General features: G+C 73.1%; 9 protein-coding genes. 1 reads left to right on the top strand and 8 read right to left on the bottom strand.

The features are described 5' to 3' along the window. A partial coding sequence (locus QLQ12_RS30775; RefSeq protein ID WP_282764014.1) for an AMP-binding protein occupies positions 1 to 2,153 on the bottom strand: 2,153 nt, incomplete at its 3' end. 177 nt (positions 2,154 to 2,330) lie between these two features. On the opposite strand from QLQ12_RS30775, the gene QLQ12_RS30770 reads away from it, so the two are divergent. Continuing rightward, positions 2,331 to 3,632, top strand: coding sequence for an MFS transporter (locus QLQ12_RS30770; RefSeq protein ID WP_282764013.1), 1,302 nt, complete (start codon positions 2,331 to 2,333; stop codon positions 3,630 to 3,632). Positions 3,633 to 3,676: 44 nt separating this feature from the next. Here QLQ12_RS30770 and QLQ12_RS30765 read toward each other — a convergent pair whose 3' ends face one another. The 7 genes from QLQ12_RS30765 to QLQ12_RS30735 are packed head-to-tail and all read right to left on the bottom strand — an operon-like array spanning position 3,677 to position 16,499. Then, positions 3,677 to 5,299 (bottom strand): condensation domain-containing protein, encoded by a 1,623-nt coding sequence (locus QLQ12_RS30765; RefSeq protein ID WP_282764012.1) that lies wholly within the window; start codon positions 5,297 to 5,299, stop codon positions 3,677 to 3,679. Continuing rightward, the gene (locus QLQ12_RS30760) at positions 5,296 to 8,649 is read right to left on the bottom strand and encodes an amino acid adenylation domain-containing protein (RefSeq protein ID WP_282764011.1); all 3,354 of its coding nucleotides are present in this window, start codon (positions 8,647 to 8,649) and stop codon (positions 5,296 to 5,298) included. Before QLQ12_RS30760 ends, QLQ12_RS30765 begins: the two co-directional genes overlap by 4 nt. A 49-nt stretch (positions 8,650 to 8,698) precedes the next feature. Further along, entirely contained in the window at positions 8,699 to 10,042 is a 1,344-nt protein-coding gene (locus tag QLQ12_RS30755) for a M20/M25/M40 family metallo-hydrolase (RefSeq protein ID WP_282764010.1), read from the bottom strand. 1 nt (position 10,043) lies between these two features. Next, a complete protein-coding gene (locus QLQ12_RS30750) occupies positions 10,044 to 11,183 on the bottom strand; it encodes an acyl-CoA dehydrogenase family protein (protein ID WP_282764009.1) in 1,140 nt (379 codons plus the stop codon). 2 nt (positions 11,184 to 11,185) lie between these two features. Further along, on the bottom strand, positions 11,186 to 12,358 hold the full coding sequence (locus QLQ12_RS30745) for an acyl-CoA dehydrogenase family protein (protein WP_282764008.1): 1,173 nt from the start codon (positions 12,356 to 12,358) through the stop codon (positions 11,186 to 11,188). Then, on the bottom strand, positions 12,355 to 15,651 hold the full coding sequence (locus QLQ12_RS30740; RefSeq protein WP_282764007.1) for a non-ribosomal peptide synthetase: 3,297 nt from the start codon (positions 15,649 to 15,651) through the stop codon (positions 12,355 to 12,357). Before QLQ12_RS30740 ends, QLQ12_RS30745 begins: the two co-directional genes overlap by 4 nt. Continuing rightward, positions 15,648 to 16,499, bottom strand: a complete 852-nt coding sequence (locus tag QLQ12_RS30735; RefSeq protein WP_282764006.1) for a [LysW]-aminoadipate kinase — start codon at positions 16,497 to 16,499, stop codon at positions 15,648 to 15,650. The genes QLQ12_RS30740 and QLQ12_RS30735 overlap by 4 nt, the downstream gene beginning before the upstream one ends. Positions 16,500 to 16,606 lie beyond the last annotated feature (107 nt).

Genomic DNA, 16,606 nt, shown 5'->3' with positions numbered 1-16,606 from the left:
TAGGCTTGTGGCGGGGCGCCGTGGGGGGGGCCGGCCGGGCCGCGGGCCCGGGGGGGGCCCCCCCCCCCCCCCCCCACGGCCAGACTCACGTGATAGCCGCTGCTGTGCGGCGCGAGCTGCTGCAGGAACCACATGGCGCGTTGGGTGTCGGTCAACGGCCGGTCGCCGGCGCCGGACTGCTCCGGCTCGCTCACCTGCGGCTCCTGCCGTCGAGCCGCAGCGAGCGCGGCGGCCAGGTCGGCGATGCTGCCGCTCGTCCACTGCTCCGCGGCCGTGGTCACGCCGAGCCGGCGCTGGACCAGGTGCTGCAGCCGCAGCGTCTCCAGGGAGTCCAGGCCCACCTCCGCCAGGAAGCGCGACGCGTCGATCTGGTCCGGCGACATGCCGGTCAGCTCGGCGACGCAGGCCAGCAGCAGATCGGTCACGCCCTGCGGGGTGACCGGCACCGTCTCGGCCGCCGCCACCGGGGCGTGGTCGGGCCGGGCCTCGTCCCGCACCATGCCGAGCACGAGCAGCTCGTCGGCGAGGTAGGCGGCGCGGCAGGCGTATCGGGCCACCTTGCCGCTGGAGGTGCGGGGCAGCGAGGCGGTGCGGATCAGCACCACCGCGGCGGGCCGGACCTCGTGCTCCTCGGCCACCGCCGCCTGGATGTCGCGGGCCAGGGCGCCGAGGTCTGGCTCGTCCTGGCCGTGCCGCAGTTCGTGCACCACGACCAGGCTCTCCGCGCCGTCGGCGCCGGGCACCGAAAAGGCCGCTCCGCCGTTCGGTCGCAGCGCCGGTGAGCACCTGCCCGCGGTCAGCTCGATGTCCTGCGGGTAGTGGTTCCGGCCGCGGATCACGATCAGGTCCTTGCGTCGCCCGGTGACGACCAGCTGCCCGTCGCGCAGGAAACCCAGGTCGCCAGTGCGCAGGAAGCGCGGCGCGTCGGTGCCGGCCAGGGTGGCGCCGAAGGTCTGCTCGGTGGCCTCCGCGCGGTTGAAGTAGCCCTGAGCCACGCTCGGCCCGTGCACCCAGATCTCGCCCTCCACCCCGTCAGGCACCGGGGCACCCGACTCGGGGTCGACCACCTCCACCCGCTGCTGTGGCGGCAGGGCGCCGCTGGCGACCAGGGGCCGGCCCGCGCCGTCGCCCGCGCTGAGCGAGCGGTAGCCGGTGCCGGCCGGGCCGGCGCTCACCACCAGCGACGCCTCCGCGAGCCCGTAACAGGGCAGCAACGCCCGAGAGCGGAACCCGCTGACCGCGAAGGCGTCGGCGAACCGGCGCAGCGTCGACTCGCGGACCGGCTCGGCGCCGTTGAAGGCCACCTCCCAGCAGCTCAGGTCCAGCTGCTCCTTCTGCTCCTCGGTGATCTGCTCGACGCACAGGTCGTACGCGAAGTTGGGCCCGCCGCTGACGTTGGCACGCTCGGCGCTGATCAGCGAGAGCCAGCGGAACGGATCACGGGCGAAGGTGGCCGGCGCCATCAGCGCCATGGAGCCGCCCCGGGCGACGGTCGCCATGACCGACCCGATCAGGCCCATGTCGTGATACATCGGCAGCCAGGACACCCCGCGCATGTCCGGCGGGAGGGCGAACAGCTCGCGGATCAGCGTGGTGTTGGCGAGCAGGTTGCGATGGGTGAGTACCACGCCGCGCGGGCTGGCGGTCGACCCGGAGGTGTATTGCAGGAAGGCGAGCGAGTCGTCGTCGAGCGGCGGCGCGGTGAACGCCGCGGCGGCGCTGTCGGCGACCGTGTCGGTGGCGATCAGGCGCAGCCCGGCCAGCTCCGGCACCTCGCTCAGCCGCGGGGTGAGCCGGTCGCGGACGGTCGCGGTGGTCAGCGCCGTGTCGGCCGCGCAGTCGCGCATGATCGCGACGACCCGTTCGACGGATCGGCGGTGGCGTTGCGGCGGGTAGGCGGGCACCGCCACGGCCCCGGCGTAGAGGCAGCCGAAGAAGGCGGCCACATAGTCCAGGCCGGCCGGGAAGAGCAGCAGCACCGGTCGCCCGGCGAGGCCGCGGTCGATCAGGTCCGCGGCGATCGCCCGGGAACGCCGGTCCAGATCCGCATAGCTGAACCGGGCCGGCGGGCCGGCCTCTTCGGCGTGGAAGGTGAACGCGGTACGGTCCGGCCACTGACCGGCCGCCTCGGATAGCACATCGTGCCAGGTCATCAACTACACCCTCGGAAGGTCGTACCGCGGTCGGCGGCTGGGTCGAGTTACCGCTTCACCCTCACCGAATCCGAGGCCCGGCATGGATCGGTGGTTTCCCCGACTCGCCCGCACCGCCCGCCCGCTGTCAGGCTTCGTGCGCCCGGCCCGCATTGCCGACCACGGTGGAGACGATCGATGACCGTTACGCAGCAGTCCGTACCCCGTCGCCCGGCGCCGCGGGAAGGGGCTCGCGACTTCCGCCTGTTCGCCACCGGCGATCTCGTCTCGCAGCTCGGCTCCCAGGTGACGCTCTTCGCGCTGCCGTTGCTGGCGGTGACGGTGCTGTCCAGCTCCGGCGCGGGCGTCGGGCTGTTGCAGGCGTGCTACACCGTGCCGTTCTTCGTGCTTCCGTTGTTCGCCGGGGTCTGGGTCGAACGGCGCGCCCGCCGCCCGATCATGATCGGTCTGGACGCCGGGCGCGCGGCGCTGGTGCTCAGCATCCCGGTCGCCGCCGCACTGGACGTGCTCTCGCTCCCGTTGCTGTGCGTGGCCGCCCTGGCCGGCGGCGCGATGACCGTCGGGTACGACGTCGCGGCCGCCGCCTATCTGCCCCGGCTGGTCGCCCCGGCGGCACTGGACCGGGCCAACAGCCGGATCCTGGCCAATCAGGCGGTGGGGGCGACCACCGGCCCGGCGCTGGCCGGCTGGATGGCGAGCCTGATCGGGCTGGCCGCGACGCTGCTCGCCGACTTCGCGTCCTACCTGGTCGCGATGACCATGCTGCTGCTGATCCGGCGCCGCGAGCCGGCCGCGGCGGGCCCGGCGGCGGTCGACGCGGCGGGCCCGGCGGCGGTCGACGCCCCGCAGCGCCGGAACCTGCGCCGGGAGCTGTCCGAGGGGCTGCGTGCGGTGCTCGGCAACCCGCCGGTGCGCGCGGTCGCCCTGCACGCCGCCGTCTACAACGCCGGCATCGAGCTGATCACGGTGGCTTTCCTCATCCACTTCGTGCACGACCTCGGATACGGCGGCGCCGCCTACGGTGTGGTCCTGACCCTGGGTGGCGTGGGCGCCATCATCGGCGCCCTGACCGCCCCGGCGTTGATCGCCCGGGTCGGCTACGGCCGCGCCCTGCTCACCGCCCTGGTCTTTTCCACCACCGTCTACTTCGTCCTTCCGGCCGCCGGCGGCTCCGTGCTCACCGCGACCGCGCTGTGCGGGGCCGCCTTCCTGATCGGCTGCGCGGGCGCGGCCGCCGGCGGTGTGGTGGCCGTGACGGTACGCCAGCGCACCACCGCACCCGAGTTACATGCCCGGATGACGGCGACCTATCGGCTGATCGCCCTCGGCGCGGTGCCGATCGCCGCGGCGGTGGCCGGCGTGCTCGCCGACACGATCGGCGCTCGGGCGACGCTGTGGCTGGCCCCGATCGTGCTGCTGCTGTCGGTGCTGCCGGCCACCGTGGCTCCGTTGCGCCGACTGCGGCAGCTACCCGACTGATCCGCATGGGTGGTGACCGGGCGGTCCCCACCCATGCGGCCGGGTCAGGCCAGCGCGGCCAGGTCCCGGATGGTGTGCTCGCCCAGCACCGCGTCGACCGGCAGGTCGACGCCCAGCTCCCGGGCCCGCAGAACCACCCGCACGGCGCGCAGCGAGTTGCCGCCGGCGGCGTAGAACTCCTCGTGCACGCCCACGCCGTCGCGCTCCAAGATCTCCGACCAGAGCCGCACCAACACCAGCTCGGTGGGGGTACGTGCGGTGTCGTCCCCGTCCGGGATGGCTCCGCCCACCGGCGCTGGCTCGGTGTCGGGGCTCGGCAGCGCCACCACGTCGACGTCCCGCTCGGTCGCCACCGGACAGGGCAACTCGGAGAGCCGGGTGCTGGGTGACACCACCGCCGCGCGCAGCAGCGTGGTGAACGAGCGAGCCACCAGCGCGGCCGTCTCGGCAGTGAACAGGTCGGCCTGCGCGGCAACGATGCCGCGCAGCGCGTCGTCCGACTCCACCAGATCGAGCGTCACGTCGAAGTGCGCCCGGGTCTCCGGCAGCCGCACCGGCTCGACGGTCAGTCCGGGCAGGTCGGTCAGGTGTGGCAGCACCGTGTTGTTGACCGCCAACATGGTCTGCGCGAGCGGCAGCTGCCCGGCCCGACGGTCCGGCTTCAGCTCGTCCACCAGCAGCTCGAACGGGATGTCGGCGTGCTGGTAGGCGGCCAGGCAGTGGTCGCGGACCCGGCCGAGCAGTTCGCCGAAGGTCGGGTCATCCGACAGGTCGAGGCGGATCGGCAGGGTGTTGACGAAGAAGCCGACCAGCGGCTCCAGGTCCAATTCGGCTCGCCCGGCGACCGGCACACCGATCACCAGGTCGTCCTGGCGGCTCCAGCGGGCCAAGACGGCGGCGTACGCCGCCATCGCCACCATCGAGGCGGTCACCCCGTCACCCTCCGCGACGGCCCGCAGTTGGCGTACGGCGGCGGCGGCGACCGTCACCGGTGCGGTCGCCGCGGCGAACGTCGGCGCCGGGGTGCGCGGGTGGTCGGGCGGCAGCCGCAGGGGGGTGACCCCGGCGAGTTCCCGACGCCAGAAGTCCAGCTGATCGGTGAGCGCGCCCGAGTCGAGTTGTTCCTGCTGCCAGAGGGCGTAGTCGGCGTACTGCACGGGCAGCTCGGGCAGCGCCGCGGGCACGCCGCGGGTGCCGGCCGCGTAAAGCGCGGTGAGCTCGCGCATCAGCACGCCCATCGACCACCCGTCGGCCACGGTGTGATGAACCACGGCGAGCAGCAGATGGTCGTCGGCCGCCGCCCGCACCAGGTAGCAGCGCAGCAGCGGCCCGGTGGCCAGGTCGAAGGGCCGAGCGGCCAGTCGGCTCGCCGCCAGCACGGCGGCGTCGAAGCCGTCCGGCGCCTCCACCGTCTCCAGGTCCACCGGCCCGGGCTCCCGGACCACCTGGACCACCTGGCCGCCGTCGAGGCGCAGCACGGTCCGCAGCACCTCGTGCCGCTGGACCACCTCGGTCAGCGCAGCGGACAGCGCGGTGACGTCGAGCGTGCCGCGCAGCCGCAGCGCGGCGGCCATCGTGTAGAGCGGGGTGTCCGGCTGGATCTGCTCCAACAGCCACAAGCGTTTCTGGCCGAACGAGGCCGGCAGAACGTAGAGCTCCTCGGTCATGGTCGCGACTCCTCGGTGGCGGGGTGGGAGGGGGCGGCCGGCACCCGGAATCGGGTGCGGTCCACCCGGCGCAGCACGGGCGCGCCGGCCGGACGCTGGCGGGCGCTGCCGATGGCGCGGGCCATCGCCGCGACGGTGGGGGCGGCGAACAGCCGGCTGAGCGGGATGTCCACGCCGAACGCGGCGCGAACCCGGGTGACGACCTGCACGGCGAGCAACGAGTGCCCGCCCAGGTCGAAGAAGTTGTCGGTGACGCTGATCCGATCGCGGCCCAGCACGTCCGCCCAGACCCGGGCCACCTCGCGTTCCACCTCGTCGGTGGGCGCCACGTAGGCGTCGCCGACCGACGTGGGCTCCGGGTCGGGCAGGGCTCGGCGGTCCAGTTTGCCGTTCGGGCTCACCGGCCACTCCTGGACGATCACCACCTCGCTCGGCACGGCGTGCGCCGGCAGCAGCCCCCGCAGGTATGCGCGGACCTGCGGCGCGGGCGAGCCGTCGAGCAGTTCCGCGGCGTTCGGGTGCAACCGCAGATAGGCGACCAGGCACGGGGTGCCGCTCGGGCCGGGACGCAGCTCCACGACCGCGGAGTCGACCGCGTCGTGGCCGGTCAGCGCGTGCTCGATCTCGCCCAGCTCGATGCGCATGCCGCGCAGCTTGACCTGATTGTCCAGCCGGCCGAGGTACTCCAGGGTGCCGTCCGGGCGCCACCGCACCAAGTCGCCGGTGCGGTACACCCTGGCTCCGGGCGCACCGAACGGGTCGGGCCGGAAGCGGTCCGCGGTCAGACCGGGCCGGCGCAGGTAGCCCCGGCACACCGGGAGGCCGCCCAGCAGCAGCTCACCGGGGACACCGACCGGGACCGGCGCGTCGTGCGCGTCGACGACGTAGAGGCGGGCGCCGTCGATGGGCCGGCCGATCGGCACCCGGGTGTCGTACCCTTCGGCGCATCGATACCAGGTCACGTCTACGGCGGCCTCGGTGGGACCGTACAGATTGAGGATCTCGGTGTCCGGCAGGAGCCGGACCGCCTCGGTGACCAGCGCGGCCGGCAGTTCCTCGCCGCTGCAGACGATCCGGCGCAGGACCCGACGGCACCCGTCGAGGTCGCTCGCGGTGAGGAAAGCCCGCAACATCGACGGTACGAAGTGCGCGGTGGTGATGTCCGCCGCGCGGATGGTCGCGGCGAGCTGATCCGGGTCGCGGTGCGCGCCGGGACGGGCGAGGACGCAGCGACCACCGACGATGAGCGGCCAGAAGAGTTCCCACACCGAGACGTCGAAGCCGATCGGCGTCTTCTGCAGCACACCCTCCCCCGGCGCGAGCCCCAGGGCGCGGTGCATCCAGAGCAGGCGATTCACCACCGCCGCGTGCTCGTTCATCGCCCCCTTGGGACGCCCCGTCGACCCGGACGTGAAGATCACGTAAGCGACGTCCCGATCACTCAGCGCCACCGCGGGCCGATGCTCGGGCTGCGCGTCGATCGCGGCGGCGTCCATATCCGGGCAGATCAGCTCGGTGTCCGCCGCCCGCAGCGTCGCGACCAGCTCCGGATCCAGGCCGGCCGGATCGGCGATGACGACCGGCGCGGCGGTGTCGACGAGCATCATGGCGATCCGGGCCGGTGGGTAGTCACTCTCCAACGGCAGGTAGGCCGCGCCGCTCTTGAGCACCGCCAGCAACGCCACCATCAGCTCGGGTCCACGCGGCAGGCAGACGCCGATCACCGTGCCGCGGCCGGCGCCGCGCGAGCGCAGCAGGTGGGCCAGACGGTTGGCGCGCCGGTCCAACTCGGCGTAGCCGACGGTCACTCCGTCGAACTCCACCGCAACCGCCTTCGGGGTGGCGTCGACCTGCGCCTCGAAGAGCTGGTGCAGGGTGCCGGCCGCGGGCCGCGCCGGCACCGACGCACCACTCCAGCGGTCCAGCAGCTCGGTGCGCTCCGCGGTGTCCAGCAGCGGCAATGCCTCCACCGGGGTGTCGGGCGAGGCGGCGCCGAGCACCAGCCGCAGGCTCTCGGCCAGGCGCCGCACGGTGGCCTCGTCGTACAGCTCGGTGCTGTACTCCAGCCGGCCGTCGACGCCGCCGTCGACGCGCGGCACTAGGTCGAGACTCAGGTCGAACTTGGCCGTCGCGGTGTCCAACGACACCGGGGTCAACTCCAGCTCACCGATGCGCACCGGCCGCTGCGGCGCGTCGTCCATCTGGCACAGGTGCCGTACCACCGGGGTACGGCCGCCCGGATCGCGCTCCGGCCGCAGCTTCTCGACGATCGCATCGAACGGGATGTCGGCGTGCGACTGCGCCTCGCGTACGGCGTCGCGGACCCGCCGCACCAGCTCGCGCAACGACGGATTGCCGCTCAGGTCGAGACGGACCGGCAGGGTGTTGACGAAGAAGCCGACCAGCGGCGAGATCTCGGCGGTCGACCGGCCGGCGACCGGAACCGCGATCACCAGGTCGGTCTGCCGAGACCAGCGGCTGAGGACGACCGCGAAGCCGGACAGGGCGACAACAAAGGGCGTGGCCCGCTCGCTGGCGGCCAGCTCGGCCAGCTGGCGGCCGGCCTCCGCGGGAAGGTTCAGGGTCACCGCGTCGCCGGCGAACGACGGCTGCGCCGGCCACGGCCGGTCGGCCGGGACCTCGAGCAGCGGCGCGCCGGCCAGGACGCGTTCCCAGTGGTCCAGCTGCGCGGCCGCGGCCGGCGAGGCGAGCCAGGACTGCTGCCACCACGCGTAGTCGGCGTACTGCACCGGCAGCGGCGCCAGCCCGGACGCCGAGCCCGTGACGGCGGATCGATAGAGCGCGGCCAGGTCGTTGATCAACAGGTCCAGCGACCAGCCGTCGGCCGCCGAGTGGTGCACCACGACCACGAGCAGATGCGAGCCGTCACCGGTATCCAGCAGTCGGCAGCGCAGCAGCGGACCGTTCGCCAGGTCGAACGGTTCGGCGGCGAACTCACGGGCCGCGACCAGTGGGTCACCGTCCACCGCGACGACCGGGATGCGCTGCTCCGCGGCGGCCAGCACGTGCTGCCGCACGTCGCCGTCGGGCGTGGCGCGCAGCACCGTACGCAACACTTCATGTCGCCGCACCACGCCGGTGACCGCCTGCTGCAGGGCGGCGCGGTCCACCGGGCCGCGCAGCCACACCCCGCCGGCGATGTTGTAGAGCGGGTTGCCGGGTTGGATTTGATCCAGCAACCACAGGCGGCGCTGGCCGGCCGAGAGTGGGCCGGGCGCGGCCGGATCGGGTCGTACGGTGATGCGTTCCACCCGGCCGCCCAGACCTTGTCGTTGACGCCGCCGCTCCAGTAGGGCGCGGCGCTCGTCGGTCAGCCATCCCGACCGCATGATTGCACTCCTTCCGCAAGGTCTTGAGGTCCGCCGGATGTCCGGTCCGTCAGTGATAGGTCCGCAGCAGCTCGGTGAGGCAGCCTGCACCGAACTGCAGCGCCTCGACCGGGATCCGCTCGTCGGCGGTGTGCAGCAGGGTGCGATGCGGGCTGCCCGCCGGCAGGCGCATCGGCAGCCAGCCGTAACAGCGGATGCCGAGCTGGGCGAAGAGCCGGGCGTCGGTGGAGGCGGGACTGACCATCGGCAGCGGCCTCGCGTCCGGGTCCATCTTGGTGAGGATTGCGGCCATGCTGTCGTAGAGACCGCCGAACTCCGGCTCGGCGATCCGGTCCGGATAGACCCGCGACCCTTCCAGGAGCAGCTCGACGCCGGCCTGCGGGCCGATCAGGTCGCGCAGCTCGCCGACGAAGTCGTCGACCGAGAAGTCGCCGGGCAGGATCCGCCCGTCCAGATCGACGGTGATCTCACTGGGCAGCACGTTGATCTTCTCGGTGGTCCGGACGATGGTCGGGTTGACCGTGTGCCGCAACACCGAGTCCAGCGCCAGCGCCTGCGCCAGCGGGAGACCGACCGGCACGTCGTCGCGCGCGGTGTCCTCGCGCATCCGCCGCACCGACCGGGACAGCGAGTCGGGCAGTCCCAGCGCCAGCTCGGCCAGCATGCGATCGGCGACCGCGGTCTGGTGCCGCGGCAGGCGTGCCCCGCTGAGCATCATCAGCATCCGGCCAAGCTGCGCCATCGGCGTGTCCGGCGGCGCCAGCCGGGAACCGTGGCCGCCCGGTCCGGTGATCGTCAACCGCAGCCAGCAGGCCCGTTTCTCGGCCACCACGATCGGGTGGAACCGCACCCCGCCCAACTCGATGCCGGCGCCGCCCTCCTCGCCGATGGCGTACCGAACGCCATGAAACAACTCGGGATGGTTCTTGACCAGATATCCCGCCCCGGCACGGCTGCCGTCCTCCTCGTCGGCCACCATCGCGAACACCACGTCGCCGGCCGGACGCTCGCCCGCCGCGCGCAGGCGCCCCAGGGCGGTCAGCATCATCGCCAGGCCGCCTTTCATGTCGATCGCGCCGCGGCCCCAGACCTCGCCGTCGATCAAGCTGCCCTCAAACGGTGGGTGGGTCCACCGCTGCCCGGTGACCGGGACCACGTCGGAGTGACCATGCAGCAGCAGAGGCGGAGCCTCGCCCCGCCCCGGGAACCGGGCCACCAGGTTGGTCCGGGACGCGCTTGGGCCGACCACCTTGACGTCCACGTCCGCCAGATCGGTCAGCAGGTCGGCCACGTAGGCGACGCAGGCGCCCTCATCGCCGGGCGGGTTCGTGGTGTTGATCCGGATCAGGTCCTGCAGGAGCGGGACCGGGTCGGTGGGAAGCCGCAGAGCCATCTCAGTCCCTCTTCTCCGCGGCATACCCGGCCGCGAGCAGGCGGGCTGCCTCGATGCGCAGCCCGGTGGGTGTGCCGAGCCAGGACGCGTCCACGGCCGCCCGGCGGTAGAAGACCTGCGCATCGCAGCCCTCGGTCATGCCGGAGGCTCCGTGCAGGTGCACCGCCTCGGCCGAGGCGGTACGCGCCACGTCGGCGGCGAGGAACGCGGCCTGCGCGCCGGCGAGCCGGACATCGGCGCCCCGATCCGCACGCTGCGCCGCTTCGCGGGCGAAGGCCAGCACGGCGGTGGTCTCGGCGGCCAGTGCGGCCAGCCGGAACGCCAGTGCCTGCATGCTCGCGAGCGGCCGGCCGAACGCCGTGCGGTCTCGCAGTCGCTGCGCCGACAGCTCGATCGCGCCGCTGGCCAGGCCCGCGAGGTACGCCGCATGCCGGATCCGGGCCCGCGCCAGCGCCTGCGGATAGCGCTCACCGGCCGGGCCGGATCCGGGCGCGGCGACCGCGGCGGCGTCGAAGGTCACCTCGTAGAGGTCGCCCCGGCCGATGTCGTCCTGCCGACGCAGCCGCACGCCGGGCGCGTCCGGCGCGATCAGCACCAACCGGTCCTCGACACCGGCCCGCCCCACCACCAGCAGCAGGTCGACGTCGGGTGCGAAGGCCACGAAGCGGCGCACACCGGTGACCGTGCGGCCGGCCGCGTCCAGCCGCAGCGGCGCCGGATGGTGCGGCTCACCGCGGCCGTCCTCGCGCCAGGCCAACGCGACGGTCCGCTCGCCGGCGGCGATCTCGGTGCGCAGGGCGTCGTACCGCGGGTCGGCCGCCAGCAGGTCGGCCGCGGTCACGGTGTCGAGGAACGGGCTCTGGTAGAGCGCCGAACCGATCAGCTCGGCCACCTCGACAAGGTCGGCGACCGCCGGCCCGGCCTCGCCCGCCGCCAGGAAGCCCAGCTCGACGAGCATGTCCGCGACATCGGCGCGGGCGGCAGCGTCGTCCGGGTGCAGGGTGGCTGCGTCCGCCGCGCCGCGCGGTCGCTGACCGAGCCGGCGCAGCACCGGGCTCAGGTCCGGATCGAAGAGTTCCTCGGCGCGCCGGCGCGTGCGCTCCGGGTCGGACCGTACGGTCTCGGGCGCGATGCTCGTCACGGTCACAGCAATCCCAGTCCGTTCGTGGCGATCAGGTAGAGCATGACCTCGGAGGTTCCCGAGGCCAGCCGGTGCACCGGTCCGAGCCGGTATTGGGCCTCCAACCGGCCGAGACCGGGCGCGTCCGCGTCCCAGGCGGAGAGCGCGCCGTCGAGGCCGTCGACCTCCATGGCGGTGTGCAGGATCGGCCGGAACTGCTCGGTGACGTACCACTTGGCCATCGCGGAGGCGACCGGGTCCGGCCGCGCCTCGGCAAGGTTCTGCACCATCTGCCAGGACAACGCCCGCCCGGCGGTTAACCGGGCATCCAGCTCGGCCAGCGGCAGTGCGTACGCCGGATCGTCGAGCCGGCCGGTCTGCGCGGCCCGACGGATCACCAGATCCAGCAGGCGACGGGCCTTGGCGTGAAAGTCGATGCCGGTCCGCTCCAGCTGCAGCAGGTCGTTGATCGACCGCCAGCCGTCGTCGACCCGGCCCACCACGTCCGCCCGGGTGACCCGGACACCGTCGATGACGACCAGGTCGAACCGGTCGTTGGCCATGCTCGGCACCGGCTCGATGTGCACGCCGGCCGAGCGCAGCGGAAGCAGGAACAGCGTGATGCCGTGCATGCCCACACCGCTGTCGGTGGTGCGCGCCGCGCAGAGCGCCACGTCGCCGAAGCGCGACTTCATGTTGAAGATCTTTGAGCCGTACAGCCGCCAGCCGTCGCCGTCGGGCTCGGCCCGGGTGGTCAGCGCCGACAGGTCCGAGCCGCAGTCCGGCTCGGTGAACAGCACGGTGGCTATCCGCTCGCCGCGAGCGATCGCCGGCAGGTGCCGGCGGCGCTGCTCCTCGGTGCCCTCCAACAGCAGGAAGCTGCCGACGATGTCCACGCTCAGCACGTGCACGTCGTCCGGCACACCGGCGAGGGCCATCTCCTCGGTGACGATGGCGCTCTCCACCGGGCCCAGGCCCAGCCCGCCGTACTCGACCGGCCAGCCGGGAGCCAGCCAGCCGCGCGCTCCCAGCCAGCGATAGACGTCTAAGTGCGCGGCCTCCTGGTCCGGGCGATAGACCGCGACGTCGTCGACCGCACGGCGGACCCGGTCCTCGGCGAGCATCGAGCGCACGTCGTCGCGGAACCGCTCCTGCGCAACGGTAAGCCGCGGGTCCCGCTCGATCGTGGTGCTCACGACGCCTCCTCGTGGCCCGGCTGGATCTCGGCCAGCAGGGCGGCCAGCTCGTCGTCGGCGACCGCCGCCAGCTCGCCCTGTTCGACCAGGTCGGCGAGTTCGGCGATGGTGCACCGGGTGAAGAGGTCGCGTAGATCCAGGCTCACTCCGAAGGCGTCGCGAATCCGCGAGGCCAGCTGGGTGATCTTCAACGAGTTGCCGCCGACGGCGAAGAAGTTGTCCCGCACCGAGAGCTCGGTGCCCTTGATCGCCAGCACGTCTCGCCAGATATCGGCGAGCATCCGCTCGGTCGGTGTCGACGGTGCCACCGCCGCGACCGGAGCCGAGCCGGCGTCCGGCGCCGGCAGCCGCTTGCGGTCCAGCTTGCCGCTGGCGCCCCGGGGCAGCTCCGGCAGGACCATGAGAGTGCCCGGCACCAGGTAGCCGGGCAACCGGTCACCGAGGAAGCGCCGCAGGTCGTCGAGATCCAGCTCGCCGTCGTCCACGGTGGTCAGATAGCCGACCAGGCGGGCCTCCACGCCGCTGCCGTGCGCCACCACCGCAGCTGCGGCGACCCGCTCGTGCGCGGTCAGAGCGGCCTCGATCTCGCCGGGCTCCACTCGCAGCCCACGGATCTTGATCTGGTCGTCCACCCGGCCGAGGAACTCGAGGTTGCCGTCCACGCGCATCCGCACCAGGTCACCGGTGCGGTAGAGCCGACCGCCGGGCGGGCCGAACTCGTCCGGCACGAAACGTTCCGCGGTCTGCGCGGGCCGGTGGGCGTAACCCCGGGCCACCCCCACCCCGCCGATCAACAGCTCACCGGGTACGCCCATCGGCACCGGGTTGCCGTACCGGTCCACCACGTACGCGCGGTAATTGGCCAACGGCATCCCGATCGGCGGCATGCTGTCGTGCGGCTCGTTCGGGCACCGATGATCGATGCACGCGACGGTCGCCTCGGTCGGACCGTATCCGTTGTGGAATTCCCTGGTATCGCTGACCCACCGGTTGACCAGCTCGCCGGGGAACGCCTCCAGGCCGACGAACAGGGTCCGCAGCGCGGGCAGCTCGGCCGGGTCCAGCAGGCCGAGCACCGCGGGTGGCAGATCGGCGACGGTCACCCCGGCGTCGCGCATCAGCGCGGTCAGCCGCTGAGGGTCCAGCAGCACCTCGCGCGGCGCCTGCACCAGCTCCGCGCCGCTGCACAGGGCGCTGAGGAAGTCGAAAAGGCTCACGTCGAAGGCCGGGTTGGCGAATTGCAGCACACGGTCCCCGTCGCCGATCCGGAACAACTCGGTGACTGCGGTGGTGAAGTTGACAATGCTGCGGTGGCTGACCTGCACACCCTTCGGCCGCCCGGTCGAACCGGACGTGAAGATCACATAGGCCAGGTTGTCCGGGCGCACCGTCAGCGGCGGGCGGTGCTCAGGGTGTTCGGCCAGTGCCGGGTCGTCGACGCAGACGGCGGTCACCCCGGCGGGCAGCGCGCGGGCTCGGGCGGACGTCGTCACGACCACCGTGGACCGCGCCTCGGCGAGGAGCGTCTCCCACCGCGTCGGCGGGTGGTCCGGGTCGAGCGGCAGGTAGGCCCCGCCCGCCTTGGTGACACCGAGCAGCGCCGCCGGGATCGCCGGTCCGCGCTCCAGCAGCACCCCGGTCACGATCTCCGGCCCCACCCCTGCCGCACGCAGCGCCCAGGCCAGCTGGTTGGCGCGCCGATCCAGCTCCCGATAGGTCGCGCCATCCTGCTCGAAGCGCAACGCCGGCGCCTCGGGCCGGGCGTCGGCGGCCGCCTCGAACAGCTGGTGCAGGCAGCGATCGTCGGTGGGCAGCCGCCGGCCCGTGTCGTTCCACTCGGCGGTCAACCGGTCGCGCTCCTGATCGGTCAGCAGCGGCAGCTCGCTGAGCCGCAGATCCGGGTTCGCGGTGACCGCCTGCAGGATCCGGTCATAGTGCGTGAACAGCCGCTCGATGCGGTCCGGGTCGAAGAGTTCGGTGGAGAACTCGGCCCACAGCCGCAGCCCCTGCGGAATCTCGGTGAGCTGCACCGCGAGGTCGAACCGGGCGGTGCCCAGGTCCAGCGGGTATCCCTCCACCTCGATGTCGCCCACCCGGGCCGCTTCGACGGTGGCGTGCTGCAGGGTGAACGAGGCCTGGAAGAGCGGGTTGCGGCTGGGGTCGCGCTCCGGCCGCAGCTCCTCGACCAGCCGCCCGAAGGGCAGGTCCTGGTGGAAGTGGGCGCCCATCACGGTCTCGTGGGTACGCGCGAGAAGCTGCCGGAAGGTCGGATCGCCGGCGGTGGAGGTACGCAGCACCAGGGTGTTGGCGAAGAAGCCGATCAGCTCCTCGGTGCCCGGCCGGGTACGCCCGGAGAAGACCGAGCCGAGCACGATGTCGTCCTGCCCGGTGTACCGCGACATCAGCGCGGTGTAGGCGGCCAGGACGGTGGTCAGCAGGGTGACCCGTTCGGACCGGGCGAGCCGGTTCAGAGCGTCGCGCAGCTCGGGCGCGAGCAACGTCTCACGGGTGGTGCCGCGTTGGGTGGGCACCGCCGGGCGGGGGCGGTCCGTCGGCATGTCCAGCGAGGGCAGGTCGGCCAGCCGGTCCCGCCAGTAGCTGAGCTGGCCGTCCAGCACCTCACCGGTGAGCCAGCCGCGCTGCCAGACGGCGTAGTCGGCGTACTGCACCGCTAGCTCGCCGAGTCCGGCGTCCCGGCCGGCCCGCTCGGACTGGTAGAACGCCACCAGCTCACGAGTCACGATCTCGGTCGACCAGCCGTCGGTCACGATGTGGTGCATCGCCAGGACCAGGACGTGCTCGCGGGGCGCGCGGCGGATCAGGGTAGCCCGCAGCACCGGCCCGGTGGACAGGTCAAACGGTTCCCGGGCGAGCTGCTCGACCAGCGCGTCCACCCGCTCCGTCGGGGCGTCGGTGAGGTCGATCACCGGCAGCGGCACCGGCGCCGGCGGCTGGACCCGTTGGAACGGCACGCCGTTCTCCTCGGGATAGACGGTGCGCAGGATCTCGTGCCGGGCCACCAGCGCGGTCAGCGCACGCTGCAGCGCCGCGTGGTCCAGGTCGGCGCGCAGGAGCAGCGCGATCGGTGAGTTGTAGACCGGCTGGCCGGGCGCCCACCGGTCGAGGAACCAAAGCCGCTGCTGGGTGAAGGAGAGCGGCAGGGCTCGGTCCCGGTCTGCCGGAGTGATCACGTCGGTGGTGCTGCGGGCCGCGGTGCGCTGCCGTTCGCGCAGCGCCAGCAGGGTCTTACGGGTCTCGGCCAAGCCGCGCCGGGGGGTGGTCTCGGCGCTCATCGGTGGCTCCCGACCAGTTCGGTGGTGATGCTCGTGCCGGCGCCGGCGAGCGCATCGGTCACCGGCGCCGGGCGGCGGCCGTCGGCGACCAGGACGCGGGTCACGCCGCCGCGCAGCGCGTCCCGGGCGGCCTGCAACTTGACGGTCATCCCGCCGACCGCCTCGGGCAGGACCGGGCCGGTCGCGGCGAGCGCGACCTCCGAGCGCAGCGAGCTCTCGTCGCCCGGGTCCGCCAGGACGCCGGGCGCGGCGGTGAGCAGGATGAGGGTGGTGCGACATGTCGGTGTGGCCAGCGCCGCCGCCACCGCCGCCGCCGCGCGATCGGCGTCCACGTTGACCGGTCCCCCGTCCTCGCCGAGCGCCGGCGGGGAGATCACCGGGGTGATGCCGGCGTCGACCAGCAGCCGCACGATGGTCGGGTCGACCGACTGGATGCGGCCGTTGTGGTCGTCGCGGATCAGTACCGTCCGGCCGTCGAGTACGGCCCGGTGGGTGGCGGTACGACGAGCCACGAGCAGCCGATGGTCCATGCCGGTGAGGCCGACTGCCGAGGCGCCGTGCCGGGCCAGGCCGGCGACCAGGCCAGGCTTGACCTTGCCGACCAGGGCCATCAACAGCACCTCGAGGGTGGCCGGGTCGGTGTATCGGCTGGACGAACCGCTCGGCGTGGTCATCCGGCGTTGCGGCACGCCGAGGCGGTCGGCGAGCCGGTCCAACTCCCCGGAGCCACCGTGCACCAGCACCACTGGCTGGTCGGCACGGGTCAGGGCGGCGACGTCCCGGCAGATCGCCTCGAGGTCGAGCGATGGGCCGCCGCCACACTTGACGACGGTGACGGATGAGGTCATCGGGTGCTCCCAAGCTGATGAGGGGTGCTGCGCTGCGAAGGGGCGCCGGTGGATCCGGCGCCGCGGGCCGCGCCCGGCACCGCGGGGGAGCGCGGTGTGATCGAGCG

This window comes from Actinoplanes sandaracinus (assembly GCF_030009775.1).
Taxonomy (GTDB): Bacteria; Actinomycetota; Actinomycetes; order Mycobacteriales; family Micromonosporaceae; genus Actinoplanes; species Actinoplanes sandaracinus.
This window is presented reverse-complemented; position numbering and strand designations above follow the sequence as displayed.

What these genes read in the sequence shown, in the direction of transcription:
- QLQ12_RS30740 (WP_282764007.1), bottom strand. Translation starts at nt 15,651, where the DNA reads ATGAGCGCCGAGACCACCCCCCGGCGCGGCTTGGCCGAGACCCGTAAG.
- QLQ12_RS30755 (WP_282764010.1), bottom strand. Translation starts at nt 10,042, where the DNA reads ATGGCTCTGCGGCTTCCCACCGACCCGGTCCCGCTCCTGCAGGACCTG.
- QLQ12_RS30765 (WP_282764012.1), bottom strand. Translation starts at nt 5,299, where the DNA reads ATGACCGAGGAGCTCTACGTTCTGCCGGCCTCGTTCGGCCAGAAACGC.
- QLQ12_RS30735 (WP_282764006.1), bottom strand. Translation starts at nt 16,499, where the DNA reads ATGACCTCATCCGTCACCGTCGTCAAGTGTGGCGGCGGCCCATCGCTC.
- QLQ12_RS30770 (WP_282764013.1), top strand. Translation starts at nt 2,331, where the DNA reads ATGACCGTTACGCAGCAGTCCGTACCCCGTCGCCCGGCGCCGCGGGAA.
- QLQ12_RS30760 (WP_282764011.1), bottom strand. Translation starts at nt 8,649, where the DNA reads ATGCGGTCGGGATGGCTGACCGACGAGCGCCGCGCCCTACTGGAGCGG.